We start from the raw sequence: 24,694 nt of genomic DNA on the forward strand, positions 1-24,694 counted from the left end.
GACAGAGAATTCCCCTCACCCAGTTGCGGCTAACGCGCAAATGCGCGAAGCCTCACATCCCTCTCCCGCAGGCGGGAGAGGAAAAAGGATGCTTGGTTCGCGCAGGGTTTATATTTGCCTTGTGGCAATTGCCCTTAATATGAATGCCGAACTGTGCTTGCGCGCCCTATCTCTCCCCTTGCGGGAGAGAAAGCAAAAACTTGGGCTTGGTTTGCCAAGTCCTTAGTTTTTGCAAGAGAGGGGATAAATTAAACACCCATCTTATCCACCAACCACAAAACACCCGCACACTGCGGCGATGAACAACGCACCTAAAGCCATTGCCATTGAGAAGAACCGCGCTGCGCTTTTGCGTCTCGTGCGGTATTGGCTCATAATCGCCACGATGTTTCATGCAGAACGCGTTTTGCCACGCCGGATTGGGCTGTGGGTGTCGGACACAATTTTCAAGTTAGAAAGAGCCACCTATTATTTGCAGATTGCGTCAGGCTTTGTGCAGATAGCCATGCCTGTTCAGCAACATGATCCCATAACAATTAAAACCGTTGTCACACGGCTTAAAGCGGTGAAAAAAGCGCTTATCCGGTTAAAGCCAAGCGCCGAGGGCCAGCCCCAACACGGCCAATGTTTGGCGCGGCCCCTCTTGAACAATCATTCACGCGGCTGTGCATTTTATATCCGCAACAGTGCTGCAAAGCTTGTGCTGGCCGTTTTTAACTGCCGTGCACCGCCCTGCCTACATATGGCACGCCCAAATTCAAAATTTGCACTCTATAAATCGCACCACTTAAGTGCGATAATGCGATCACACGCCTTCACACAACCCGCACGCTTAAAGCCAACAATTCCATTCGACTCTTTGCGTCACCTCCGATAAATAAAATTCTTATGAGCTTAATAACGATAAACGACACTGCCACCCTCGCCGATGTTTGCGCGCGCTTTGCAACCCATAAATATGTGACCGTTGATACGGAATTTGTCCGTGAGACAACGTTCTGGCCGGATTTATGTCTGGTGCAGGTTGCCTCTGATGATGAAGCGGTTCTGATTGATCCGCTTGCAGAAGGCATCGATTTGACGCCGCTTCACGATTTAATGGCGAACAAGGATGTCATCAAAGTTTTTCATGCGGCCCGTCAGGATGTGGAAATATTCTACAAACTTTCTGGCAAACTGCCCGAGCCTTTGTTCGACACACAGGTTGCAGCGATGGTGTGCGGCTTTGGTGATTCCATTGCTTATGACCAATTGGTGCGCCGTATTTCCGGTGCGCATATCGACAAATCTTTGCGGTTTACCAATTGGAAGCTGCGTCCGCTTTCTGATCAACAGCTTGAATATGCATTGGCAGATGTAACGCATTTGCGCGATGTGTATAATTTTCTCAAGGACAAGCTGGAAGAAGAAAACCGCACCCATTGGCTGACCGAAGAGATGGATATTCTCACGACGCCAAAGACCTATGATCTGCCGCCGAACGAGGCTTGGACACGGCTTAAATTACGCATCAAAAAGCCGATCGAATTTGCGATTTTAAAAAATCTGGCTGAATGGCGTGAAAATGAAGCACGTGAGCGCAATGTGCCGCGTAACCGGATCATAAAAGATGATGCGATTTACGAAATCGCGCAAAGCCAACCCAAAGACACCGATGGTCTTTCACGGTTGCGCACCCTGCATAAGGGCTTTGAAAAATCGGCAAGTGGGCGCTCGATCATAGATTGTGTTGCGCGTGCCCATGCGCTTGACCGTGATGAATTGCCGAAGATTCCGCGTCCTGCGCATTCGCCAGAAGGCACCAGTGCGGCCGTTGATTTGCTGAAAGTTCTGTTGAAACTTACAGCAGAAGAATTCGATGTTGCGGCCAAAATTATCGCGTCTTCAGATCAGCTTGAGCAGATCGCGATCTTGGGCGAAGAAGCCGATGTGCCCGCGATGAAAGGCTGGCGCAAAGAGCTTTTTGGCGAAAGAGCGATGAAATTGCTCGATGGAAAATCAGGCTTGCGCTTTGAAAACCGCAAGATTGGTGTTGTCGATATTTAATAACGCAGGCTAAGGGCGAATACTGACGGAGATTTTCCAGCCTGTGACTTTTGACAATTGATTGATCCGGCCGGCGGGACGTTCTCCGGCTAAAGCGCGCAGGCTTTCAGGCAGTGTTAACATCATTTCCTTATCGCCCGTCTGCTCCCACTCAAGGTTGCTCATGACGCCCGGCATTGCAGCGGTAAACAAATATGCAACCCGCATAAAACCACCAAGGAGCCTTGAACGCTCCCAAATTCGATCTGTTGTAATGCTGCGGATTTCTGGCGCGAGCGACTCGTTTTTAAGTCCCTCATAACGAAAGTAATTTGACAGCGCGATATAGGCCCGCCCCTGATGATCAACTTGAACAAAACTGCCATAAGCGAGAATCGCAAGCGACTGCATCGCGCGGTAATCGGCATGGGCGCGCCAGCCAATATCGGCCAAGAGACACGCCGCATCGCGGTAGCGTTTTTCGTCAACGCTTTCGTCAATCCCGAACTTCTCGAAACTATATGCAGTCCACTCAGCCAATTCGCGCGCATGGCGCGGCGAACGTGCGCGCAGAATTGCTAGCTCTCCTGCGGCTTCATACAATGCGTCAGCACGCTGCGTCTCTTCATCAAGCTGCGCATAAAGATATCCTTCGCGCAAACCACTGGAAGAAAAGACAATTTTGCTCGGCTCCATCCTCTTGATAACTTCTGCAAGAACAATAGCACCATAAGGCAGCAACGCTCGGCGGGAATTAGAAACGTCGGAAATTCCCTCGAATTTATCCAGATTGCCTTGCTTGATTTTATCGAGGAATTTCAGCAACTCCTCCGGTTCAACCTCATAGGAATGTGTGACATGCAAAGGATAGTTTGTCGAAGATATGTGCAGCTTGGCGATGTTTCGCCACGTGCCGCCAACAGCATAGAAGACGCGGCCTTTGCCGGTATCAAGGATATCTGCGGATTTTATATCTTTGCGCGTGATTTTTTCAGCGGTTGGAAACGATGCTTCTGCACGTTCGCCAAGACGAATGACCCCGAGCGGCATCGTTATGCCTGTTCCCGCTAAATCGCCATTAATATCAACGAGTTCAAGACTACCGCCGCCCAAATCGCCTGCAATACCATCTGGGGCACGAAAGGCTGAAATAATGCCTTGAGCAGAAAAGTGCGCTTCCTCTAAACCCGTTAAAATATGAATGGGTTGGCGCAGAATACGCTCTGCCTTTTCAACAAATTCGGGGCCATTTTCGGCTTCGCGTGCAGCAGCCGTTGCGACGATATACAATTCTCCAACGCCAACCTGATCGGCCAAGGCACGGAAGCGAACCAACGCTTCAAGCGCCTCTTCAACCGCGCCATCGTCCATACGATTGGTCGCAGCAATACCGCGCCCCAAACCACAGGAGACTTTTTCGTTGAACAAAATAGCCGGAGAACGCACCAATCCTTCGTAAAGCACCAGACGAACTGAGTTTGACCCGATATCAATAACGCCAACCGGATTTCGGCCTTTTAAACGGCCTTGAGCGTCTTCAGTTTCAATCACACAAATTACCGATGCTTTTATTTTATCGTCGATGAAGCATCTTGCGCTCTTTTCTTATGCGCAATCAATCCCGGTGCAGAAGATTTCAGTGCTTTTCCACGTCCAGAAAGACTTGGATTGGTCATAAAATAGGTTTGAGCATTGAACGGCGCTTCATCTGGCAATGGAATAACACGTTTTGAGCGACCATCGGATAGCAAATCATAGCTTTGCTCATTGTCCAAAAGATTGGCGAGCATAATTTGGTTGACCACTTGTTGTAACACTGTCGCATTTTCAAGCGGCACCAATGTTTCTACGCGGCGGTCCAAATTACGCGGCATCAAATCGGCAGAACCGATATAAACGATTGGCTTTTTGGACGGCAATCCGCGGCCATTACCAAAGCAAAAGATGCGGCTATGTTCGAGAAACCGGCCGACGATAGATTTCACACGAATGTTTTCAGACAGGCCTGGAACTTGCGGACGCAGACAGCAAATGCCGCGAATAATCATGTCGACTTCAACACCCACAGCGCTTGCTTCATACAAAGCATCGATGATTTTTGCATCGACAAGTGAGTTCATCTTCATCCAGATCGCACCGGGGCGACCTGCTTTCACATGCTCAATCTCTTCGTTGATGTGACGCAAAATTCGGTCGCGCATATAATAAGGCGACACGGCGAGCTTCAAATCTTGGCCCGGATCAGCATAGCTTGTGATCAGATTGAACACGCGCTGCACATCATGTGCAATCTGGTCATTACAGGTGAAGTAAGAAAGGTCTGTGTAAATCTTTGCTGTAATCGGATGGTAGTTGCCAGTGCCTAAGTGAACGTAATTGCGAAGCCCTGATTCTTCTTGTCTGACAACCAGAGACATTTTCGCATGGGTTTTCAACTCGACAAAGCCGAAGACGACCTGCACCCCTGCTCGCTCCAAGTCACGTGCCCAACGAATATTGGCCTCTTCATCAAAGCGGGCTTTCAATTCCACAAGCGCGGTTACGGATTTGCCTGATTCAGCAGCATCCATGAGCGCACGCACAATCGGGCTGTTGTTTGATGTTCGATAAAGCGTTTGCTTGATCGCCAGCACATCGGGGTCGGCTGCTGCTTGACGCAGAAACTGCACCACAACATCAAAGCTTTCATAAGGGTGGTGAATGATGATGTCTTTTTCATTGATCGCGGCAAAGCAATCGCCTGAATGTTCGCGCACCCGCTCTGGAAAGCGTGCGGTGTAGGATTTGAACAAAAGATCATCGCGCGGTATTTTTACAATTTCTGACACCGTACTGAGCGCCAAAACCCCTGTCTGTACGCTCACACGGCTCTCGGGCACTTCCAGTACATGACTTACGAAATCGCGCAGATTTTGAGGCGTTTCAGAATCATATTCAATCCGAATAACTTGTCCACGGCGGCGACGTTTAAGCGCGCTTTCAAAATAGCGCACCAAGTCTTCCGCTTCTTCTTCGACCTCAAGATCGCTGTCACGAATAACGCGAAAAGTACCTGCACCTTTAACTTCATAGCCCGGATAAAGCTTGTCGATATATAGGCTAACAATAAGTTCAAGCGATACGAAGCGAAAGCGCGTCCCATCCGTTGGCACTTCCACAAACCGATTAAGCGCGACCGGCAAACGGATCAGCGCATTCATAGTTTTGCGGTTCTTTAAATTGATCAGTTCCAACGCGATGGAAAAACCAAGATTGGGAATGAATGGAAATGGATGTGCCGGATCAACAGATAAAGGCGTCAAGATTGGGAAAATCTTTTGCAGGAAATGATCTTCAAGCCACGCTAAATCTGCAGGCAATAATTCTTCGGTTTTAACGATCTCAATATTTTCTTTGCGCAGCTCTTCTAGAAGCGAGGACAAAGTGGCCTGTTGTTCACATTGAAGCTTGGTGATTTCTTCAATCACCATATCCAATTGTTCTTGCGCCGAAAGACCGTCGATAGACCGTTGGCTGACTTGCTCCCGCACCTGCCCCGCTAAACCCGCGACACGCACCATAAAAAACTCGTCAAGATTGGCAGCGGAAATCGACAAAAACCGCAGGCGCTCAAGCAAAGGTTGGCTCGTATTTTGAGCTTCTTCCAAAACACGCCAATTGAACTGGAGCCAAGAAAATTCGCGGTTCACAAACCGTGCAGGATCGTTCTCGGCAATCATCTTTATAGATGATGCAGCGTTTCCGGAAGTTTCTTCGAAAGAGTTAATCATGCGACCCATATTCTTATCAAGAGTTCTATCGACTCGCCGTATTTATACCAGCTATATGACAGAAATAAATCGCTATGCACTAGGGGCAGTTTGAACCAATAAGAAACTGGTTTTCCACACTATTCACTGTCAATCGTTTCAAGCACACGGGCGATCAGAGGCTTTGTAATACGCGCCTTAGACTTCAGCGCTTCCCGATCAAGAAGATTGACCACATGGTTTGCACTGCCAAGGGAGCGATCTATGCGTGTTGCCAAATACTCAACAATATCGGGGCCAACATTAATCTGCCTGTCAGCAAATAATTTGGCAAGAACAGCGCGCAGAAGCGCATCATCTGGTTCGCCAATTTCAACGGTCGTGGCAGCCTTAAAGCGAGAGCGAAGGTCTGCCGTTTCTAAACGCCACAAAGCTGGGTTGTTTTCGGCCGTAATCAACATGGTTTGCTGCGCATTGCGAACAGCGTTCATGAGGTGAAATGTGCGGGTTTCGTCGAAGTTCCCCTCAGACAACCCATCGATTAGGATTGGGCGGCCTTGTTGCGCTTCATCCAGATCAACATCTGATAATTCCGACGGATTAACACGGTGCGCCTGTGCCGCCTCGCACCAAATCTCGGCAAGGTGCGATTTTCCATAGCCTTTAGCGCCAATCAAAATAGCCCAAGGCGAAGGCCAATGCGGCCAGTTATCAATAAGAGATGCCGCATTCAAATTGGCAGCACTGACCACCAAATCATCGCGTGTCAGCGATGGTGCGCCCCTCAAATCCAGCAGTAGCTGATTTGCTTCAACCATTAAAAAACGCTCTAGCCAAACTCAATGCGGCTATTCTTCTATTTCAGCTTTGGTCTCTATAGCACGCCCTGCGCTTTCATTTTGGTAAAGATCGCTGTGAAGATAGGCCGAAAGAGCAAACCGCACCAACACGCCAACCGCAGCAGCAGCGGGTACAGCGATTAACATGCCTGTAAAGCCGAGCAGTGAACCAAATGCGAAAAGCGCAAACATTAACCACACCGGATGCAAACCAACGCTATCGCCAACCATTTTTGGTTGAAGGAAATTACCCTCAAAGAACTGACCAGCAAAGAAAATCGCGGCGATGATACCGATTTGAATATAGTCCGGCCAGAACTGCACCAGCGCGACACCAATGGATAATATGAGCCCGATTGCAGAGCCGACATAAGGAATGAAGCTCAACACTCCTGTGAGCAAACCAATAAGCAAGCCGAAATTCAAACCCGCTAAGGTGAGCGAAATGGCATAAAAGATACCAAGGATCAGGCTTACCGTTCCCTGCCCGCGAATGAAACCAGCCACAGCCTCATTCATATCCCGTGCAATCGCACGCACTGTGGTTACATGATCGCGCGGAATCCAGCCGTCAATTTTGGCAATCATTTTGTCCCAATCGAGCAACATGTAAAATGCCACAACAGGCGTAACAACCAAAAGGCTGACAATGTTCATTGCGGCCTGACCAGAATTCCAAATTCCCTGCACGACGGTTTTAACGACACCAAAACCTTCTTCCAGATAGGTGTCAAAACTATCGGTGATCTTTTTCATGTCGAAGCCAAGATCAACGGCGGCAAAATCAATGCCAAAAAATGTATTGAGCCAAGTCATGTCGATCTTCGCGCTGGAAATGACTTCGCGCAGTCGCACCAAATAGTTCGGCAAATTGCCTGCAAACTCAATTGCCTGCGATGCTAAGACCGGCACAATAATTGCCAAAGCGAGAAGAAACACAATGAGGAACGCCAGCAATATGCTGACAGTCGCCCATATGCGCGACATGCCTTTGCGTTCCAAATAGTCCGCAACTGGGTCTAAGAAATAGGCCAGAACAAAACCCGCTAAAAACGGCAGCAAAACGCTTCTGAAAATATAGAGAAGCACACCGAAAACAATGATTGCACCAAGCCAGAAAAGAGCCTGACGGCGCAGCGCTTTTGCTGATAAATGTTCGCCCATTACTTAATCCTCATATTCTGCCATATGCCGGAACCACACGACGCAATAAGCCGCCGTAGATGCCAAGGTTAATGCAGCGACAATGTAGATAAGAGCGCTGCCTAGAATCGGTATCGAAAAAAATCCAGCCTTCATTGCAATCAGATAGGCAGCCAGACCAATCTGCACAAGTGTATTCGCTTTAGAAATCATAAGTGGCTTTATAACGACATCAGCGCCCATAATTGTTGACAATACCACAGCGCCGATGATCAGCGCATCGCGTGCAACAACTAGAAACACAAACCAGATCGGCACGACCTCATAATATCCAAGTGCTATAAAGACAGCTGTTAAAAGCACCTTGTCTGATATTGGATCGAGATAGGCTCCGACCTCGCTGCCGAGACCGTATTTACGCGCAATAATGCCATCGACAGCGTCTGAAATGCCGGCCAAGATAAATAAAACCAGTGCGGCAGTCCAATTGCCCAAGACAATGAGATAAATAATCAGCGGCACGGTAAATAAACGGGCCAAAGTGATGAGATTGGGGAGAGTGTAGACGTTTTTTCCCATCGAGCTTAATCCTGTTCAGTCTTTATCTAGGTTCAATTCACGTTAAATCCAAACAACGGCTGCAAATGTAGCCAATAAAAGTCCTTTTTTCTGTGATTGTGGCACAAGACCATTGGAACATAAGGACGACCCGTGCCATAGAGCGCTAAAACCGAAGTAGCAAACGGGACAAAGTCAATGTCAGAAAATGCAAACAGTTCAAACGGATTGAGTTATGCCGATGCCGGCGTTGATATTGATGCCGGAAACGCGCTTGTCGAGGCCATAAAGCCTATCGTGCGCGAAACAAGCCGTCCTGGCTCTGATACCGAAATCGGCGGATTTGGCGGATTGTTTGATTTAAAAGCGGCTGGCTTCAAAGATCCTATTCTTGTTGCTGCCAATGACGGTGTTGGCACAAAGCTAAAAATTGCGATCGATGCCAACAAGCATGACACGGTTGGCATTGACCTTGTGGCAATGTGTGTGAACGATCTGGTTGTTCAAGGCGCGGAACCATTGTTCTTTCTTGATTACTTCGCAACGGGCAAATTGAGCGTTGAAGAAGGCACCGACATTGTGCGCGGCATTGCTGATGGCTGCAAACAGGCTGGCTGTGCATTGATTGGCGGCGAAACCGCTGAAATGCCCGGCATGTACCGCGATGGTGATTATGATTTGGCTGGCTTTGCGGTTGGTGCAGCAGAGCGCGGCGCAATGCTGCCTTCTAATGACATTCAAGAAGGTGATGTGATTTTGGGTCTTGCATCCAGCGGCGTTCACTCCAACGGCTTTTCACTCGTGCGCAAAATCATTGAGACAAACGGCCTCGGCTTTGCAGACAAAGCGCCGTTCGGTTCAAAAACAGTTGGCGAAGAATTGCTCGAGCCAACGAAAATTTATGTGAAGTCACTTTTGGCAGCCATTCGCGAGACCGATGCCGTGAAAGCAATGGCGCATATTACCGGTGGTGGATTTACTGAAAACATTCCGCGCGTTCTGCCAAAGAGCCTTGCAGCAACCATTGATCTTGACGCTTTGGAAACACTGCCTGTGTTTCGCTGGCTTGCAAAAGCTGGCGGCGTGAATGCGACAGAAATGCTGCGCACATTTAATTGCGGTGTTGGCATGATCGTTATTGTATCGCCGGAAAACGCAGATGCCGTGAGCGACATCCTTGAACGTGAAGGCGAAAAAACATGCCGCCTTGGAACGCTCACTGCGCGGAGCGGCGAAGCGGTCATTTACAAAGGCACACTTGATCTTGGTTGAACGGGTTACAAAAGTTGCAATTCTGATTTCCGGTCGCGGGTCGAACATGATCGCGCTTGCAGATGCAATTTCTGCACCGGATTTTCCAGCTGAAGTCGTCGGTGTCATTGCCGATAAAAAAGATGCGGCTGGCCTTATCACTGCTGCTGATATGAATATCGCAACAGGTGCATTTGCACGCGCAGATTATGCATCGAAAGCAGAGCATGAGACTGCAATCCACAATCAGCTTTGTGAATGGGATGCAGACATTATATGTCTTGCGGGTTTTATGCGCCTTTTAAGCGCAGACTTTATCGACAAATGGGCTGGGAAAATTATCAATATCCACCCAAGCATTCTGCCGAAATATAAAGGCCTTAACACGCACCAGCGGGCACTTGACGCAGGTGATGATGAGCACGGCTGTACCGTTCATTATGTGACAGCTGGTATGGATGAAGGCCCTGTAATCGCGCAGGCAAAAGTGCCAATATTAAGCGGTGACACTGAAACCACCCTCACCGCACGTGTGTTGGAGCAAGAACACAAGCTTTATGCGCAAGCGCTACGCGATGTGATCGAAAGGCAAGAACCATGAACTACCGCCACGCTTACCATGCTGGTAACTTTGCCGATGTCGTCAAGCACATCATTTTAACGCGCGTATTGATGTATTTCAAACGCAAGGATGCCCCGTTCTTTGTCATGGATACCCATGCAGGTGTCGGGCGTTATGATTTGAAAGGCGTTGAAGCGCAAAAAACGCGCGAAGCTGAAACAGGCATCGCGCGCCTTATAAAGGCACTACCCAACGCGCCAAAAGAAGTACGTGAGCTTTGCGAACCGTTCACAACTCTTTTGAACGACATGAACGAAGACAAACTTCAGCATTATCCCGGCTCGCCCATGGTTGCACAATCATTGATCCGCCGCACTGACCGCCTGTCGCTTGTTGAGCTTCACCCTGAAGATTTTGACGAACTTACGATCAACTTCAACTGGGCCAAGAACACCAAGACGCACCATCTTGATGCTTGGCAAGCAATGAAAGCGCAGTTGCCACCAAATGAAAAGCGTGGCCTCATCTTGGTCGACCCGCCATTTGAAGATCGCGATGAGTTCAATGCGATTTTGCGCGCGCTTTATGATGCTCAAAAACGCTTCTCCAAAGGCACCTATATGCTTTGGTATCCGATCAAAGATTTGCAGATGATTGCCAGCTTTTCCAGAGTCCTTTCCGGCATGGATTTGGGCCGCACGTTAGATGTTCGGGTGATGATTGATCGCCCCGGCTCTCAGGCTAAATTTATTGGCACCGGAATGGTTATCGTCAACCCGCCTTATGTGTTGGAAAAAGAGCTAAAGGTTTTGTTGCCTTGGCTGGTCAAATTATTTGAAGTCGTGCCGGGCTCCGGTTCGCATTCAATTTATGAGCTCGTTGGCGAGCAAAAATAGCCAAGAACGCTTGGCGCAGCATTGTGCTTGCGCTACATCTCAAAATGATAGGGCAAGGCAGGAGAAAATGATGAAGTCGAACATAAGCAAATTTGCAGCAATATTATTGAGCGGTGCAATGCTTAATGCTCCGATTTTAAGCCCTGCCTCTGCAGCTGACATGGTGTATTCGGAAGCTCAAAATAATGACTGTAGCGATGTAAAAGTAATCAATCGCATTAAGTCACGGTTCGATATTCAGGCCAATGAAGTTCACCACAATCCTGACCTTCAAGTCGCCGAACTATATAACACCTATGAGACACGCTACGAGCCAGAGGGCAAAAGCCCCTTCGCGCGGCGTTATTGTAAAGCGCAAGCTTATATGAGCGACGGCCAACAACGCTCCATCTGGTATTTACTGGAATATGGCGCAGGCTTTGCAGGGCTTGGCAATAATGTTGAGTTTTGTATTTCTGGCCTCGATCGCTGGAACGTCTATGGTGCTCACTGCAATATATTGCGCTAAGACCTATGAACCGGCTGATCCTCTGCATAGCTTTAATGCTATTGGCTGGCTTTGTTGCGAGCTGCTCAGCCGAAAATAACGATAGATCAGAACCGCTCTCAACCATTCCTATTGGCAATGGTTTTGATTTCTATGTTCTATCGTTGTCATGGTCGCCTGGCTATTGCGCTTCAGAAGGCAATAATGCGGATTCGCGCCAATGCGGACCGGATAAAAAATATGAATTTGTTGTTCATGGGTTGTGGCCGCAATTTGAACGCGGATATCCAGAAAATTGTAACAGCAATAACAAGCTCGATAACAGTCTCGTCAGCTCCATGACGGATATTATGCCAAGCTTTGGCTTGATCAAACATCAATGGCGCAAACATGGTTCTTGCAGCGGCCTTTCACCTGAAGAATATTTTAGCGTCACGCGAGCAGCATTTAGTAAAATCAGTCTTCCGCCTAGCTTTTCCGGTTTGACAGAAACAAAAACAATTTCACCCATTTCTGTTGAAAAACTATTTCAAGCCGAGAATCCGGACATTCCTAATGATGGGATTGCAGCCACCTGCAAGCGCAAATATTTGCGTGATGTGCGCATCTGCATGACAAAAGACCTTGCCTCATTCCGCTCTTGCCCAGAAATTGATAGAAACTACTGCCGCAGCCGCTCAATGGCTGTCGCCCCTTTACGATAGGAACAACAATGCCAATTATACTCTATTCACCGGCTTCTCCCTACAGCGCCAAAGTGCGCATGGCAGCAGATTATGCAGATATTGGCATTGAAGCGCGCAAAGTGACCACGAGCGACGAACCAAGCGATCTGATTGATGCCAATCCATTGGGAAAAATACCAACATTGGTTCTTGATGATGGTTTCTCGGTTTTCGATAGCCGCGCCATTATGCAAGAACTTGACCGCATGTCTGGCAAAACGCTCTATCCACGCAATGGCGACAAACGGCGCATAGCAGAGCGCCTTGAGGCAGCAGCCGATGGGCTTTGTGATTGCTTGCTCGCACAAATTTATGAAAAGCGTATGCGGCCGGAAGAAAAAGTCCATCAAGAATGGATTGATATGCAAGCACGTAAAGTAGAGCGATCACTCGATTGGCTTGAAGAAAATATTACACCTGTACGGGGAAAACTAAACGGCGGACAATTCGCCGTCGCGGCAGCCATGAGCTATATGGATTTGCGTTTTCCAGATTTAAACTGGCGCCGTGGGCGCGCCAAACTGCGCCGGTTTGAAACACGCTTTCAAGAAGCCTATCCTGCGTTTGATACTTATAAAGCACAGGCTTGAATCAAAAATGCCGCCGAACGCAATGTCGGCGGCATTTTCACTAAGATATTAAATTAGAATTTTAGACCAATACCTGCGCGAACGCTGTGATCTGAAAAGCCTGAAGAAACGGCCGTGCCATCAAGATTGTAATCTTTAGCACCATAATCAGTGTAACGGTATTCAACACGGGTAAAGATATTTTCTGTTACAAGCGCTTCACCACCGACACCAACTGTCCAGCCAAGATGTGTGTTTTTATCACTCACATGAAAACTATTGCCAGCATCATTGGTAACTGTAGCGGTAAGTTTGGCCTGTGTTGCTGCAACACCGGCTGTACCGTAGAGCATGAATGGGTCAAACGCATAACCAAGACGCGCGCGGGCAGAGCCGAAAATACCTTGCTTACCGCCTTCACCATCGATTGAGACTTTTGCATCGGAGTAACCTAGGTCACCTTCGACACCATATACAATCGAGCCGGACTGGCCGTTAACGCCGACAAATCCTAGACCAGAGATGCCTTTTGCATCCACATTGCCGCCTTGCCCTTCATCGCCGCTCAGGTCAAACTTTCCCCATGTATAGCCCAGTGAAGCACCGCCATAGATGCCAGACCAAATGTTTACTGGAGCAGTGTCTACATAGTTTGAAACTGGTGGCTCATATGGCGCTTCAATCGCATCTGCTGCTATTGCCGGCGCTGCGCTCAACAAAGCTGCGACTGCAGCACCTGTTTTTATAATGTTACTAAGCATAACTACTCCTATCGGCATTACCGTATATTAAAAAACTCACTATTCTCCATATAGTTTAATTATTCATACACATAAAGCAGTTTGTACTTAAAAATAACCAATCTTACTGCAGAAATATCAACAATGTTACGTAAATAGGAAATTACTTCACTTTACATCAGTATATTTTCTTAAACGTTCTCTCAGGCACAGAAAGTAATTTCGCTTCAAAAGAACAGGCTTGAATCAAAAATGCCGCCGAACGCAATGTCGGCGGCATTTTCATTAAGATATTAAATTAGAATTTTAGACCAATACCTGCGCGAACGCTGTGATCTGAAAAGCCTGAAGAAACGGATGTTCCACCGACACCTGTATTATAGTCTTTTGAGCCATAATCAGAGTAACGGTATTCAACACGTGTAAAGATATTTTCTGTTACAAGCGCTTCACCGCCGACACCAACTGTCCAGCCAAGATGTGTGTTTTTATCACTGCCAATAGTATCGCTAACTTTGGCCTGTGTTGCGGCAACACCTGCTGTACCGTAGAGCATAAATGGGTCAAACGCATAACCTAGGCGCGCACGTGCAGAACCGAACAGACCCTGTTTAATTTCAGCACCGACACCGATTGATTCTTTTGCATCGGTGTAACCCAAGTCACCCTCGACACCATAAACGATTGAGCCGGATTGGCCGTTAACACCAACAAATCCTAGACCAGAGAGGCCTTTTGCATCTACATCACCGCCGGATGTATCAAACTTGCCCCATGAATAACCCAGTGAACCACCGCCATAGATGCCAGACCAAGTATTTGCTGGAGCAGCCTCTACATAGTTTGAAACTGGTGGTTCAGGTGGTGTTTCAATCGCATCTGCGGCAATTGCCGGTGCTGCGATCAACAAAGCTGCGACTGCAGCACCTGCTTTTAGAAAATTCGTACGCATAACTTCTCCTATCGGTGTTAATTGTGCCCTTGATAAAAATCTTGGGCAGCCCCTCACCCTCAAGAAACGTTTTGCACCTCAATTGCGGCATTTGATTTTCAAAAATGTGGAATTCCCGTGACTGAAATAAGGCGCTTTGTAGTGTTCTAAATAAGCAACAGTTTTATTGAGCAACGAACAAAATCAATGCGCTAGCCCTTTTTATCGGCCCATAGACAACTTATATACTGGTCACATTCTAAGCAGGGACCCCATATAAATGTTACTCAATATCGCAATGCTGGTGGGCGGATTAATTCTGCTCGTTTTTGCTGGAGATTATCTCGTTAAAGGTGCTGTGGGTCTTGCGGAGAAATTTAACATCCCGCCCCTCATTATCGGCCTTACAATTGTAGCATTTGGCACGTCTGCACCGGAGCTTGTTATATCGCTCGATTCAGCGCTGTCAGGCGTTCCCGATATCGCTGTTGGCAATATTGTAGGGTCCAACATCGCCAATGTGCTGCTTGTGATGGGACTACCTGCCCTCATTACCGCCATTCATGCCAACCAGAATGGCCTTTCGCGTAATGTAGGTATTCTTCTGTTTTTCACTCTTGCATTTATGTGGATGATTTCAGACGGTGTTTTATCAAGGCTGGAAGGCGGCATTTTGTTTGCCGGCTTGGTCCTTTATATTATCGCACAAATCGTGCGCGCACGCACACAGACAGAAGATGACGCAACGATACCATCTGATTATCACGACGATGTCGGAGACGCTCCGACACAAAACTCCAAAATAATAGTCTTCCTGCTTGGCGGTCTTATTCTGCTGCCCATTGCGGCTCATTTCACCGTGGAAGGCGCGTCTGGTATTGCAAGCCACTTCGGTGTTTCCGATGCGGCAATTGGACTGACCATTGTTGCTATAGGCACATCGCTACCGGAACTGGCGACCTCTTTCATGGCAGCATGGCGCAAAAATGGTGATGTAGCGCTGGGCAACATTATCGGCTCAAACATTTTCAACATCGCAGCCATTATGGGCATAACAGGCCTGTTGATCGATGTGCCTGTTGCCGACACAATGATTGCCTATGATATGTGGGTCATGTTAGCCGCCGCCGTCTTGCTCGCGGTTATTTGCTTTGCACGCATTACGACCGGAAAATTGCTCGGTAGCGCTATGCTTCTGGCCTATCTGGCCTATATCATTTCCGTATTCTAATTTTTAAACGGAGTTATTTGTGGCCAAGCAGCACATCAATGCATTGATAACTGGCGGTGCCCGCCGTGTGGGCCGCGCTATCGCCTTGGATCTTGCGGCCAATGGTTATGGCGTTATCATTCACGCCAATTCTTCACTTGATGAAGCGCAAGCGCTTTGCGAAGAAATCAAGCGTAATGGCGGCCGTGCCTTTGCTGTTGAAGCTGATCTGACGAAAATGAGTGAAACCACGGCTTTAATAGACCAAGCCGCGCAAAAAGCTGGAAGCGTTGACATACTCATCAACAATGCGTCGGTTTTTGAAGATGATGAAATAAGCGATCTTGATGAAGCTCTATGGGACACGCATTTTAATGTTCACGTTAAAGCGCCTGCATTTTTAAGCAGCGCCTTGGCAAAACATTTAGGTGATAAGGAAGGCCTGATCGTCAATATGATCGATCAAAGAGTATGGCGGCTTAACCCTAAGTTTTTCACCTATACGCTGTCAAAATCTGCCCTCTGGACAGCAACGCAAACAATGGCACAGGCGCTTGGTCCTAACATTCGCGTCAATGCTATTGGCCCTGGCCCAACTCTAAAGAATGAGCGCCAGTCCGATGAAGATTTCGCAAAGCAACAAGCGACGCTCATTTTAAAACATGGGCCTGACTTGTCTGAATTTGGCGCGACCATTCGCTATTTGTGGCAAACAAAATCAATCACGGGACAGATGTTAGCGCTTGATGGCGGTCAGCATCTTGCATGGCAAACACCCGACACCCATGCCAATGAATAGACAATTATTGTCAGTAGGCATTATTCAAATGCGTAATATTGTTGGCTTTAAAGCGTATACCGCTTGAAGCGGCACATGGAACAAGCCCATATTATAAATATGATTCCTGATAATCCAGATATGGCTGACAATGTCCCTGATGTAGAAATTTCTGCATCTGCCCTCACTGATGTTAAGTGGGAGCAGGATGAGACAATCACCAATGATTTGTCTGGTACTGAGCTTATCAATGCCTATGTGAAACGCCTTCCCAACAAGCCCGGCGTCTACCGTATGTTCAATACGAACGGCGATGTGCTGTATGTTGGCAAAGCTAAATCGCTCAAAAACCGCGTCACGAATTATGGCCGTCATGGCGGGCACACCAACCGTATTGCGCGGATGATCCGCGAAACGGCATCAATGGAGTTTGTGACAACACGCAGCGAAACAGAAGCGCTGCTGCTTGAAGCCAATTTGATCAAGCGCCTGCGCCCAAAATTCAACGTTTTGCTGCGCGATGACAAGTCATTTCCATATATTTTAGTAACGGGCGATCATGAGGCACCGGGGCTTTTCAAACATCGTGGTGCGCGGTCAAAAAAGGGCAAATATTACGGTCCCTTTGCTTCGGCTGGCGCGGTTGGCCGCACCATTAACGCATTGCAGCGCGCATTCTTGCTGCGCACATGCACCGACAGCGTTTATGAAACACGCACGCGGCCTTGCCTGCTCTATCAAATCAAGCGTTGTTCTGGCCCTTGCACGGGTGAAATTTCACAAGAAAATTACGCGCAATTGGTGAGCGAAACGGATGATTTTCTCTCTGGTAAAAGCCGTGCGGTGCAAACAGCAATGGCACAAACGATGCAAGACGCATCGGATGAATTGGATTTTGAACGCGCAGCGCTTTACCGCGACCGAATATCGGCGCTAACGGCGATCCAAAGCCATCAAGGCATCAATCCGCAAGGTGTGGAAGAAGCCGATGTATTCGCCATTCATCAAGAGGGCGGTACAAGCTGCATTCAAGTTTTCTTTTTTAGAACAGGTCAAAACTGGGGCAACCGCTCCTATTTTCCCAAAGCAGATTCATCGCTTGAACCAACAGAAGTGCTCGGTGCATTTCTGTCTCAGTTTTACGATGACAAGCCCTGCCCACGGCTTATTCTTCTGTCGCACGAGATTGAGAATCCCGAACTTTTTGAAGAGGCTTTCACGCTTCGCGCTGAACGCAAAGTGACCATCAATACGCCGCAGCGCGGTGAAAAGCGCGATCTTGTGACCCATGCGCTTGCCAATGCAAAAGAAGCGCTTGGGCGACGTTTGGCAGAGACATCAAGTCAAGCACGATTACTCAAGGGGCTTGCTGAAACATTTGAATTAAAGCGCGTGCCGCGCCGCATCGAAGTGTTTGATAACTCGCACATCATGGGAACAAATGCTGTTGGCGCGATGATTGTTGCTGGCCCTGAAGGGTTTGTGAAAAACCAATATCGCAAGTTTAACATCAAATCGACGGAGATCACGCCGGGCGATGACTTTGGCATGATGCAGGAAGTTATGGAGCGCAGATTTACGCGCCTTATCAAAGAGCATGGTATTCCTGATCGTTCTGCCGAAACTGATGACGCGCCAGAAAGCACGGATACATTGCCTGCATGGCCAGATCTTTTGCTGATTGATGGCGGCCTTGGCCAGCTCAATGCCGTGCGCGAAATCGTCAAAAGGCTTGGCATTGAGGATGTGATAGAACTCATTGGTGTTGCCAAAGGCCCGGACCGTGATGCAGGCCGCGAACGGTTCTTTATGCCCGGTAAAACGGATTTCAGCCTTCCACCGCGCGATCCGGTTTTATATTTCACACAACGTTTGCGCGATGAATCGCACCGCTTTGCCATCGGCACGCACCGTGCGAAGCGCAAAAAAGAAATGGTGCGTAATCCGCTTGATGAAATTGCGGGGATTGGCCCTTCTCGCAAGCGCGCACTATTACATCACTTTGGTACAGCCAAGGCCGTTGCCCGCGCACCGCTGTCAGATTTAAGCAAGGTCGAAGGCATTTCAGAAGCAATGGCAAAGCTAATTCACGATCATTTTCACGATGGTGATCAGTAAATCGCTTTAATTGCTTGACCCAAACACTTTGCAGTGTTGATTTGAAATTTCACAGAGAATAGCAAAACCTATGTCTAACGCTCAAAAACTATTAATTTTCTCATTGCCCAACGTGCTCACTTATGCGCGCATTTTGGCGGTTCCGCTGATTGTCTTATGCTTTTTCACCAAAGGGGAATTAGCTTCCAGCGATACTGCGCGGTGGGTTGCCCTATTCATTTTCGCCCTTGCTAGCGTAACCGATTTTTTGGACGGTTATCTGGCACGAAGATGGCAGCAAATTTCCAATATTGGCCGCATGCTAGACCCCATAGCAGATAAGCTACTGGTTTCAGTCGTGTTACTCTTGCTGGTTGGATTAGATACCATTGTTGACTGGTCGCTCTGGGCTGCTGTGATTATTCTTTGCCGCGAAATTCTCGTCTCTGGTCTGCGCGAATATTTAGCGGCCTTAAAAGTCAGCGTTCCGGTTTCGCAAGTTGCCAAATGGAAAACAGCCATACAAATGATCGCTATTGGTTTTTTGCTTGCGGGTGAAGCGGGAGACAAAGTCCTTCCCTATACAAGCCAGATCGGCCTTACGCTTTTATGGATTTCAGCAATCGTTACGATTTACACAGGGTGGGATTATTTCCGTGCAGGTATGCGCCATGTGATTGAAGATCCAAAAGATGGTGCGGCATGACAAAGCTTGTATATTTCGCATGGGTTCGGGAGCGCATTGGGTTTTCTGAAGAAAGTGTTGAGCTGCCAGACGACATTGAAACCGGTGATGACCTTATGCGCTGGTTGAAAACACGCGGTGAAAACTTCGAACATGCGCTCGAATATTCCGATCAAATCCGCATTGCGGTTAATCAGGAACACATTCATCACAGCGAAAAGATCGGTGCGGCAAATGAGATTGCGCTGTTTCCTCCCATGACGGGTGGCTAAGCAAGTGACGCTTAAACCTCACATATCTGTACAAGCGGATGATTTCGATCTTCAAAACGAGGTCGATAAACTCACCCAAGGTCGAAAAGATATTGGTGCCGTTGTTACTTTCACAGGGCTTTGCCGTGATGAAGGCGGAAGGCTCAAAGCGCTTGAGTTAGAACATTATCCTGCAATGGCTGAAGCGCAGCTCAATCAGATTGCGCAAAAAGCCGCCCAGCGTTGGCCGCTTACGGGCCTGACTATTATTCACCGCTTTGGTAAATTTGAGCCCGGTGCGAATATCGTGCTTGTCGTAACAGCATCCAGTCATCGCCGTGCGGCATTTGAGGCTGCGGATTATTTGATGGATTATCTTAAATCCGAAGCACCCTTTTGGAAAAAAGAACATCTTGCAGACGCTGAAGATGGCGATTGGGTTCAATCCAAACAGGCAGATATTGATGATTTAAAGCGCTGGTAGGCGCTTACATCAACACCCCACCCGCAATCGCTACAAAGTGGCAGGTAGAGGCGGCCAACACAAAACTATGCCAAATCGCATTTGAATATTTAATCGTGTTGGACTGATTGAAATAAATGCCAATTGTATAAAGCAAACCGCCAATAATCACGAGCCAAACACTGCGCGCAGCTAACACCTCAAACAACGGCCATAGAAGCAAAATAGAGCTCCAACCAAGCGCAAGATAGATAAAAATCGTATGTTTATCCAAGCGCTCGCCTGCCAATAATTTAATCAAGGCACCGCTTGTTGCGACCAGCCAAATGGCTGCCAAAAGGTAATAGGCAAAATCGGTATTCACGATGAACACCATCGGCGTAAATGTGCCTGCAATTTTGAAATAGATCGCAGCTTGGTCAAAACGGCGCAATATTGGCCGTAATTCAGGGCGCGGCACCATATGATATGCAGCTGAAAAACAAAAAAGGCCGATCACACACGCCGCATAAATTTGAACAACGCCTAAATAGCGCGTATCGAATGCCGGCTGGCTTAAAAGAAGAATAAATGCAGCAATCGAGAGCGTGACACCGACTATATGGACTAACCCATCCGCTAAACGTTCTTCGAACGAATAATCAGGATAAACAAAACTCAAATGAGATGCGGAAGCTTTCGCCTTTATTGTGGTCGCCATATTAAACTCTTTACACTGCTATGATCACCCTCGTGATGAATTAAAATTTCCTCGCCATAAGCATAACAGAGATATGCGAAAAAAAAGTAAACCGGACAGATTGCTCTGTCCGGTTTGCATTAAGTAAAAATTCATTGAAGCGAAATTAAGGAATTAACCTACGATTTCGTTGCCACCAAACCAGAATGCAATTTCTTCAGCAGCTGTTTCAGCAGCATCAGAACCATGCACAGAATTCTCGCCGATTGATTCAGCAAACAATTTACGGATTGTGCCGTCAGCAGCTTCAGCTGGGTTTGTTGCACCCATAACTTCGCGGTTTTTCGCTATAGCGTTTTCGCCTTCAAGCACCTGAACGATGGTTGGCGCAGAACACATGAATTCTACAAGCTCGCCAAAGAATGGACGCTCTTTGTGAACAGCGTAAAAGCTTTCAGCCTGTTTTTGGCTCATCCATACGCGTTTAGAAGCAACAACACGAAGGCCGTTCTCTTCAAATACTTTCGTGATAGCACCAGTCAAGTTGCGCTTTGTTGCGTCTGGCTTGATCATGGAAAATGTACGTTCGATTGCCATTTTTGACATTCCTGTTTTCTTTATGAAGGGATTTGGGCGGTCTATAGCGGCCCTAGCTATGAAAGCCAAGGCTTTTATCTTTCCACTAAACGTTAAGCGGCTATCGTCGCAGCACGTCCTGCCCCATCATACATATCCAGCAGCGTCTCCATCCAAGCTTCTGCTTTGCTGCCTTTCTTCAAGAGCGATTGCCCCTTAAAGATACGGAGCCATTGCAATGCCCCAAACACAACATAGTCAGCATAAAGTGGTTTCTGCCCACCGATGAAAGGTTGATCGGCCAGCATCGCCTCTAACGGCACTAACACATTGTGCAAATCTGTTGATGATGCACCACGTGTTGCACTGAAATCTTCCAGTGTCATTCCAAACGTTTTTTCGCGGGTCGTTCTAAAATGAACTTTGTCTTCATCATTCAGTGAATGATAAATCTGTATGAGGACAAGTCTTGCGACAATCGGATGAAGTTGGTTTTGGCTCCAAGCCGTGACAAATTGTGTTGCCGCTTTGCCACCCTCGCCGTTAAACAGGCTTGGTCTATCTGGGTATTTCTCTTCAAGGTAAAGCGCGATTTTGTAGCTGTCTTCGATGATGTTTTCTCCATCACGCAAAACAGGCACGCGGCGGCTTTCGCCTTCTTCGATACGGGCGACCTTAGAAAAACCAACAGGTTCAGTCTCGTAGCTCAGGCCTTTATGGGCGAGCGCCATGCGAACCTTCCAGCAATGTGGGCTGAAAACCATCTTATTGTCAGCGCCGCAAAGCTCATAGAGTTTGATTGTCATCGTCTATTTTCCCTATCCAATTACTTGGCCCTTTGCATAACGCTTTTCTATCTTGCTAAACAAGCCAATCCGAGCCAAACAGCAGCCATGTTAAATATTAATAATCTTACATTTCGAATGATGGGCCGCCCCCTTTTCGAAGACGCATCAGCGACTATCCCAACCGGCTCTAAATGTGGCCTTGTTGGACGAAACGGCACGGGCAAAACCACACTATTTAAACTCATCAATGGGACTCTTTCGCCGGAAAGCGGCGATATCTCATTGCAAAAAGGTTTGAGACTTGGCCAAGTAGCGCAGGAAGCACCTGGCACGGATGCCACTCTTCTCGAAACCGTGCTTGAGGCTGATACTGAGCGTACCGCCTTGCTTGAAGAAGCTGAAACGGCGACGGATCCAAACCGGATTTCTGAAATTCATATTCGCCTTGCGGATATTGAAGCACATTCTGCCGAAGCGCGGGCCGGCGCTATTTTGCACGGACTTGGCTTTGATGCAGAAGCGCAGCAACGGCCATGCTCGTCCTTTTCGGGCGGTTGGCGTATGCGTGTGGCGCTGGCTGCGGTTCTATTTCTTGAGCCTGATTATCTGCTGCTTGATGAGCCGACCAACTATCTCGACCTTGAAGGCACTTTGTGGCTGGAGAACTATATCCAGAGATATCCGCATACCGTCTTTATCATCAGCCACGATAGGGATTTGCTGAATTCAGCTGCCACCTCGATTTTGCATCTGGAAAATAAACAGCTCACTTTATACCGCGGCAATTATGACAATTTTGCCCGCACGCGCGCAGAGCGCATGTCTCAACTGGTCAAATCTAAAGAGAAACAAGACGCCAAGAAAAAGCATATGGCGGCATTTGTTGAGCGTTTCCGCGCCAAAGCATCTAAAGCCAAACAGGCGCAGAGCCGCTTAAAAGCACTTGAGAAAATGGGCGACATTTCGATCATGGTTGACGAAAGCGTCAAACCTATCGTTTTCCCTTCGCCCACCAGAGAAGCCGCATCGCCAATCGTAACGATGGAATCTGCGCGTGTTGGTTATGATCCGGATAAGCCTATTTTGACGCATCTTAATTTGCGCATTGATGCGGATGATCGCATTGCGCTTTTGGGTGCGAACGGTAATGGCAAATCGACATTTGCGAAATTGCTTTCGGACCGCTTGCAGGCTCAAGAAGGCACCGTTGTGCGTGCGGATAAACTGCGCGTTGCGATGTTTGCCCAGCACCAGATGGATGACCTTCACTCAGATTGGACTGCATTTGACCATTTGCGTGCAGCGCTGCCCGAAGAACCTGAAAGCCGCGTGCGCGCGCGTGTTGCGGCGATGGGACTTGGCACCGACAAGATGGACACAAAAGCTGCTCAGCTTTCCGGTGGTGAACGGGCCCGGTTAACGCTTGGTCTTGCAACACTCGACAAGCCGCATCTGTTGATTCTGGATGAGCCGACCAACCATTTGGATATTGATAGCCGCGCAGCCTTGATTGAAGCGCTTAACGGTTATTCTGGTGCCGTGATGTTGATCAGCCACGATCGCCATTTGCTTGAGGCGACAGCTGAGCGTTTATGGATTGTTGGCGAAGGTACTGTGAAACCTTATGAAGGTGACATGGATGAGTATCGCACGCTCATCCTTAAAGGTCCGCAGAAGAAATCCAACGATGATGACGATGGTAAAAAAGGCGATGGTCTATCGGGTAAAGAGCGGCGAAAACTGGCTGCACAAGCACGCCAAAAAATGGCGCCTGTTAAGAAAAAGATCAATCATATTGAAGGCTTAATGGCGAAAGCCACCAAAGAGATTCAAGTAATTGATGAAAGTCTTGGCACAAAAGCTGTGCTTGATGATCAGGGCAAAGTCTCTGACTTGACGATCAAACGCGGCAAAATTGAAAAACAAATCGCCGATTGGGAAGCCGAGTGGATTGATCTGTGCACACAGTATGAAGAGGCAACGGGCACAAATTTAATGGACGACTAGGCTTCAGTCTTCTGAACCTCGTCCCCATTTTTGATCTGGTTGTTTCTTCTTCTTGGCGACCTCAGGCACTTCTTCCTGCCTGCCGATACGAGAAGCGCGCCCCGTTGTACCGGTTGGCGCGTTTCCAATTTTCTTCTTGCTTCGGCTGCGTGTCAAAAAATAAATGACGACGCCAAGAACCAGCAGAATAAAACCAATTTTAATGTAATCGCCCATACCAGAAAACATTAGGCCGCCCGCTCCCACTTGCCTTCCATTGACTGCTTCCAATAGGTCAATGTGTGACCGTCAGCTTTCAAACTCTTCCAATTGTTGCGCGCCTGACTGACAGCGCTTTCATCATTGCCATCAAACATAATCGCAACGCGCTCATAGCTGTTCAAACCATCAGGAAGTGCCGCATTATCAACGACAAAGCGTATGTGGCTGCCATTTTGATTCAAGTCGGTCGATGTCAGGAAAACCGGATGTTCGGCCTCGAATGGATCGCCGTCTCTTCCATGCGCCAGAAAGCTATCAGCCTTGTACTCCCATAGCCGAACATCAAGACGATCCCGCACATCATCGCTATGAGTTTGAATTGTTGCCTTCCACCCACGACCAAGCGAACGCTCGATGAGCACCGGAAGGGCCTCATCAAGCGTTGTTTCAGTTAGATGGTAGAAGACAATATCAGTCACATTTT

27 protein-coding genes are annotated in these 24,694 nt (G+C 48.0%); 15 read left to right on the plus strand and 12 right to left on the minus strand.

The window, feature by feature from the left end:
• Window positions 1-298 precede the first annotated feature (298 nt).
• Together N530_RS0105620 and rnd are read left to right on the plus strand one after the other, a co-directional pair.
• Entirely contained in the window at window positions 299-877 is a 579-nt protein-coding gene (locus N530_RS0105620) for a hypothetical protein (RefSeq protein WP_026479894.1), read from the plus strand.
• Between the two features lie 11 nt (window positions 878-888).
• Complete coding sequence (gene rnd / locus N530_RS0105625) at window positions 889-2,046, plus strand: ribonuclease D (RefSeq protein WP_018687525.1); 1,158 nt, start codon at window positions 889-891, stop codon at window positions 2,044-2,046.
• 9 nt (window positions 2,047-2,055) lie between these two features.
• On the opposite strand, the gene N530_RS0105630 is transcribed toward rnd, so the two are convergent.
• The 5 genes from N530_RS0105630 to N530_RS0105650 all read right to left on the minus strand — a co-directional run bounded on the left by N530_RS0105630 (window position 2,056) and on the right by N530_RS0105650 (window position 8,335).
• Window positions 2,056-3,576 carry a Ppx/GppA family phosphatase gene (locus N530_RS0105630; RefSeq protein WP_026479895.1) on the minus strand — a complete coding sequence of 507 codons (1,521 nt, stop codon included), beginning with the start codon at window positions 3,574-3,576 and terminating at the stop codon, window positions 2,056-2,058.
• Window positions 3,577-3,593: 17 nt separating this feature from the next.
• Window positions 3,594-5,837 (minus strand): RNA degradosome polyphosphate kinase, encoded by a 2,244-nt coding sequence (locus tag N530_RS0105635; RefSeq protein ID WP_371179695.1) that lies wholly within the window; start codon window positions 5,835-5,837, stop codon window positions 3,594-3,596.
• A gap of 77 nt (window positions 5,838-5,914) precedes the next feature.
• Entirely contained in the window at window positions 5,915-6,592 is a 678-nt protein-coding gene (locus N530_RS0105640; protein ID WP_026479897.1) for a DnaA ATPase domain-containing protein, read from the minus strand.
• A gap of 30 nt (window positions 6,593-6,622) precedes the next feature.
• Window positions 6,623-7,777, minus strand: a complete 1,155-nt coding sequence (locus N530_RS0105645) for an AI-2E family transporter (RefSeq protein ID WP_026479898.1) — start codon at window positions 7,775-7,777, stop codon at window positions 6,623-6,625.
• A gap of 3 nt (window positions 7,778-7,780) precedes the next feature.
• Window positions 7,781-8,335 carry a CDP-alcohol phosphatidyltransferase family protein gene (locus N530_RS0105650; protein WP_035266438.1) on the minus strand — a complete coding sequence of 185 codons (555 nt, stop codon included), beginning with the start codon at window positions 8,333-8,335 and terminating at the stop codon, window positions 7,781-7,783.
• 177 nt (window positions 8,336-8,512) lie between these two features.
• Between N530_RS0105650 and purM the strand changes: the two genes are divergently transcribed.
• The 6 genes from purM to N530_RS0105680 all read left to right on the plus strand — a co-directional run bounded on the left by purM (window position 8,513) and on the right by N530_RS0105680 (window position 12,825).
• Window positions 8,513-9,586, plus strand: a complete 1,074-nt coding sequence (gene purM, locus N530_RS0105655) for a phosphoribosylformylglycinamidine cyclo-ligase (RefSeq protein ID WP_026479900.1) — start codon at window positions 8,513-8,515, stop codon at window positions 9,584-9,586.
• Window positions 9,573-10,166, plus strand: a complete 594-nt coding sequence (gene purN / locus N530_RS0105660; protein WP_026479901.1) for a phosphoribosylglycinamide formyltransferase — start codon at window positions 9,573-9,575, stop codon at window positions 10,164-10,166. The genes purM and purN overlap by 14 nt, the downstream gene beginning before the upstream one ends.
• Complete coding sequence (locus N530_RS0105665; RefSeq protein ID WP_026479902.1) at window positions 10,163-11,023, plus strand: 23S rRNA (adenine(2030)-N(6))-methyltransferase RlmJ; 861 nt, start codon at window positions 10,163-10,165, stop codon at window positions 11,021-11,023. Before purN ends, N530_RS0105665 begins: the two co-directional genes overlap by 4 nt.
• Before the next feature lie 67 nt (window positions 11,024-11,090).
• The gene (locus tag N530_RS0105670) at window positions 11,091-11,531 is read left to right on the plus strand and encodes a hypothetical protein (RefSeq protein ID WP_026479903.1); all 441 of its coding nucleotides are present in this window, start codon (window positions 11,091-11,093) and stop codon (window positions 11,529-11,531) included.
• A 5-nt stretch (window positions 11,532-11,536) separates the two neighbouring features.
• Window positions 11,537-12,214 carry a ribonuclease T gene (locus tag N530_RS0105675; protein WP_026479904.1) on the plus strand — a complete coding sequence of 226 codons (678 nt, stop codon included), beginning with the start codon at window positions 11,537-11,539 and terminating at the stop codon, window positions 12,212-12,214.
• 8 nt (window positions 12,215-12,222) lie between these two features.
• Window positions 12,223-12,825 (plus strand): glutathione S-transferase family protein, encoded by a 603-nt coding sequence (locus tag N530_RS0105680; protein WP_026479905.1) that lies wholly within the window; start codon window positions 12,223-12,225, stop codon window positions 12,823-12,825.
• A gap of 53 nt (window positions 12,826-12,878) precedes the next feature.
• Here the strand turns inward: N530_RS0105680 and N530_RS0105685 are convergent, their stop codons facing one another.
• Both N530_RS0105685 and N530_RS0105690 read right to left on the minus strand, forming a co-directional pair.
• Window positions 12,879-13,565, minus strand: coding sequence for an outer membrane protein (locus N530_RS0105685; RefSeq protein WP_026479906.1), 687 nt, complete (start codon window positions 13,563-13,565; stop codon window positions 12,879-12,881).
• Window positions 13,566-13,842: 277 nt separating this feature from the next.
• Window positions 13,843-14,496 (minus strand): outer membrane protein, encoded by a 654-nt coding sequence (locus N530_RS0105690; protein WP_026479907.1) that lies wholly within the window; start codon window positions 14,494-14,496, stop codon window positions 13,843-13,845.
• 259 nt (window positions 14,497-14,755) lie between these two features.
• On the opposite strand from N530_RS0105690, the gene N530_RS0105695 reads away from it, so the two are divergent.
• The 6 genes from N530_RS0105695 (at window position 14,756) to N530_RS0105720 (ending at window position 19,980) form a co-directional block, all read left to right on the plus strand.
• Complete coding sequence (locus tag N530_RS0105695) at window positions 14,756-15,706, plus strand: calcium/sodium antiporter (RefSeq protein WP_026479908.1); 951 nt, start codon at window positions 14,756-14,758, stop codon at window positions 15,704-15,706.
• Between the two features lie 19 nt (window positions 15,707-15,725).
• Complete coding sequence (locus tag N530_RS0105700) at window positions 15,726-16,484, plus strand: SDR family oxidoreductase (RefSeq protein ID WP_026479909.1); 759 nt, start codon at window positions 15,726-15,728, stop codon at window positions 16,482-16,484.
• Window positions 16,485-16,583: 99 nt separating this feature from the next.
• Window positions 16,584-18,581 carry an excinuclease ABC subunit UvrC gene (uvrC, locus tag N530_RS0105705; protein ID WP_035266525.1) on the plus strand — a complete coding sequence of 666 codons (1,998 nt, stop codon included), beginning with the start codon at window positions 16,584-16,586 and terminating at the stop codon, window positions 18,579-18,581.
• A 70-nt stretch (window positions 18,582-18,651) separates the two neighbouring features.
• A complete protein-coding gene (gene pgsA / locus N530_RS0105710; RefSeq protein WP_026479911.1) occupies window positions 18,652-19,266 on the plus strand; it encodes a CDP-diacylglycerol--glycerol-3-phosphate 3-phosphatidyltransferase in 615 nt (204 codons plus the stop codon).
• Window positions 19,263-19,517 carry a molybdopterin converting factor subunit 1 gene (gene moaD / locus N530_RS0105715; protein ID WP_018687508.1) on the plus strand — a complete coding sequence of 85 codons (255 nt, stop codon included), beginning with the start codon at window positions 19,263-19,265 and terminating at the stop codon, window positions 19,515-19,517. The genes pgsA and moaD overlap by 4 nt, the downstream gene beginning before the upstream one ends.
• A gap of 4 nt (window positions 19,518-19,521) precedes the next feature.
• Window positions 19,522-19,980, plus strand: coding sequence for a molybdenum cofactor biosynthesis protein MoaE (locus N530_RS0105720; RefSeq protein WP_026479912.1), 459 nt, complete (start codon window positions 19,522-19,524; stop codon window positions 19,978-19,980).
• Window positions 19,981-19,984: 4 nt separating this feature from the next.
• Here the strand turns inward: N530_RS0105720 and N530_RS0105725 are convergent, their stop codons facing one another.
• From N530_RS0105725 to N530_RS0105735, 3 genes are all read right to left on the minus strand, one after another.
• A complete protein-coding gene (locus N530_RS0105725; protein ID WP_018687506.1) occupies window positions 19,985-20,659 on the minus strand; it encodes a hemolysin III family protein in 675 nt (224 codons plus the stop codon).
• A gap of 153 nt (window positions 20,660-20,812) precedes the next feature.
• Window positions 20,813-21,235, minus strand: coding sequence for a nucleoside-diphosphate kinase (gene ndk / locus N530_RS0105730; RefSeq protein ID WP_026317124.1), 423 nt, complete (start codon window positions 21,233-21,235; stop codon window positions 20,813-20,815).
• 92 nt (window positions 21,236-21,327) lie between these two features.
• On the minus strand, window positions 21,328-22,020 hold the full coding sequence (locus N530_RS0105735; protein ID WP_026479913.1) for a glutathione S-transferase family protein: 693 nt from the start codon (window positions 22,018-22,020) through the stop codon (window positions 21,328-21,330).
• An 87-nt stretch (window positions 22,021-22,107) separates the two neighbouring features.
• Between N530_RS0105735 and N530_RS0105740 the strand changes: the two genes are divergently transcribed.
• The gene (locus N530_RS0105740) at window positions 22,108-24,009 is read left to right on the plus strand and encodes an ABC-F family ATP-binding cassette domain-containing protein (RefSeq protein WP_026479914.1); all 1,902 of its coding nucleotides are present in this window, start codon (window positions 22,108-22,110) and stop codon (window positions 24,007-24,009) included.
• A gap of 3 nt (window positions 24,010-24,012) precedes the next feature.
• Here N530_RS0105740 and N530_RS0105745 read toward each other — a convergent pair whose 3' ends face one another.
• Together N530_RS0105745 and N530_RS0105750 are read right to left on the minus strand one after the other, a co-directional pair.
• A complete protein-coding gene (locus N530_RS0105745) occupies window positions 24,013-24,237 on the minus strand; it encodes a hypothetical protein (RefSeq protein ID WP_026479915.1) in 225 nt (74 codons plus the stop codon).
• Window positions 24,237-24,689: a DNA polymerase III subunit chi gene (locus N530_RS0105750; RefSeq protein WP_026479916.1), complete on the minus strand. Its 453-nt coding sequence runs from the start codon at window positions 24,687-24,689 to the stop codon at window positions 24,237-24,239. Before N530_RS0105750 ends, N530_RS0105745 begins: the two co-directional genes overlap by 1 nt.
• Between the last annotated feature and the right edge of the window lie 5 nt (window positions 24,690-24,694).

Source organism: Ahrensia sp. 13_GOM-1096m, from assembly GCF_000620605.1.
Taxonomy (GTDB): Bacteria; Pseudomonadota; Alphaproteobacteria; order Rhizobiales; family Rhizobiaceae; genus Ahrensia; species Ahrensia kielensis.

What these genes read in the sequence shown, in the direction of transcription:
- N530_RS0105685 (WP_026479906.1), bottom strand. Translation starts at nt 13,565, where the DNA reads ATGCTTAGTAACATTATAAAAACAGGTGCTGCAGTCGCAGCTTTGTTG.
- N530_RS0105695 (WP_026479908.1), top strand. Translation starts at nt 14,756, where the DNA reads ATGTTACTCAATATCGCAATGCTGGTGGGCGGATTAATTCTGCTCGTT.
- N530_RS0105740 (WP_026479914.1), top strand. Translation starts at nt 22,108, where the DNA reads ATGTTAAATATTAATAATCTTACATTTCGAATGATGGGCCGCCCCCTT.
- uvrC (WP_035266525.1), top strand. Translation starts at nt 16,584, where the DNA reads ATGATTCCTGATAATCCAGATATGGCTGACAATGTCCCTGATGTAGAA.
- N530_RS0105725 (WP_018687506.1), bottom strand. Translation starts at nt 20,659, where the DNA reads ATGGCGACCACAATAAAGGCGAAAGCTTCCGCATCTCATTTGAGTTTT.
- N530_RS0105645 (WP_026479898.1), bottom strand. Translation starts at nt 7,777, where the DNA reads ATGGGCGAACATTTATCAGCAAAAGCGCTGCGCCGTCAGGCTCTTTTC.
- N530_RS0105690 (WP_026479907.1), bottom strand. Translation starts at nt 14,496, where the DNA reads ATGCGTACGAATTTTCTAAAAGCAGGTGCTGCAGTCGCAGCTTTGTTG.
- ndk (WP_026317124.1), bottom strand. Translation starts at nt 21,235, where the DNA reads ATGGCAATCGAACGTACATTTTCCATGATCAAGCCAGACGCAACAAAG.
- N530_RS0105640 (WP_026479897.1), bottom strand. Translation starts at nt 6,592, where the DNA reads ATGGTTGAAGCAAATCAGCTACTGCTGGATTTGAGGGGCGCACCATCG.
- pgsA (WP_026479911.1), top strand. Translation starts at nt 18,652, where the DNA reads ATGTCTAACGCTCAAAAACTATTAATTTTCTCATTGCCCAACGTGCTC.
- purM (WP_026479900.1), top strand. Translation starts at nt 8,513, where the DNA reads ATGTCAGAAAATGCAAACAGTTCAAACGGATTGAGTTATGCCGATGCC.
- N530_RS0105670 (WP_026479903.1), top strand. Translation starts at nt 11,091, where the DNA reads ATGATGAAGTCGAACATAAGCAAATTTGCAGCAATATTATTGAGCGGT.
- N530_RS0105680 (WP_026479905.1), top strand. Translation starts at nt 12,223, where the DNA reads ATGCCAATTATACTCTATTCACCGGCTTCTCCCTACAGCGCCAAAGTG.
- N530_RS0105745 (WP_026479915.1), bottom strand. Translation starts at nt 24,237, where the DNA reads ATGTTTTCTGGTATGGGCGATTACATTAAAATTGGTTTTATTCTGCTG.
- N530_RS0105620 (WP_026479894.1), top strand. Translation starts at nt 299, where the DNA reads ATGAACAACGCACCTAAAGCCATTGCCATTGAGAAGAACCGCGCTGCG.
- N530_RS0105675 (WP_026479904.1), top strand. Translation starts at nt 11,537, where the DNA reads ATGAACCGGCTGATCCTCTGCATAGCTTTAATGCTATTGGCTGGCTTT.
- rnd (WP_018687525.1), top strand. Translation starts at nt 889, where the DNA reads ATGAGCTTAATAACGATAAACGACACTGCCACCCTCGCCGATGTTTGC.
- moaD (WP_018687508.1), top strand. Translation starts at nt 19,263, where the DNA reads ATGACAAAGCTTGTATATTTCGCATGGGTTCGGGAGCGCATTGGGTTT.
- N530_RS0105735 (WP_026479913.1), bottom strand. Translation starts at nt 22,020, where the DNA reads ATGACAATCAAACTCTATGAGCTTTGCGGCGCTGACAATAAGATGGTT.
- N530_RS0105665 (WP_026479902.1), top strand. Translation starts at nt 10,163, where the DNA reads ATGAACTACCGCCACGCTTACCATGCTGGTAACTTTGCCGATGTCGTC.
- N530_RS0105650 (WP_035266438.1), bottom strand. Translation starts at nt 8,335, where the DNA reads ATGGGAAAAAACGTCTACACTCTCCCCAATCTCATCACTTTGGCCCGT.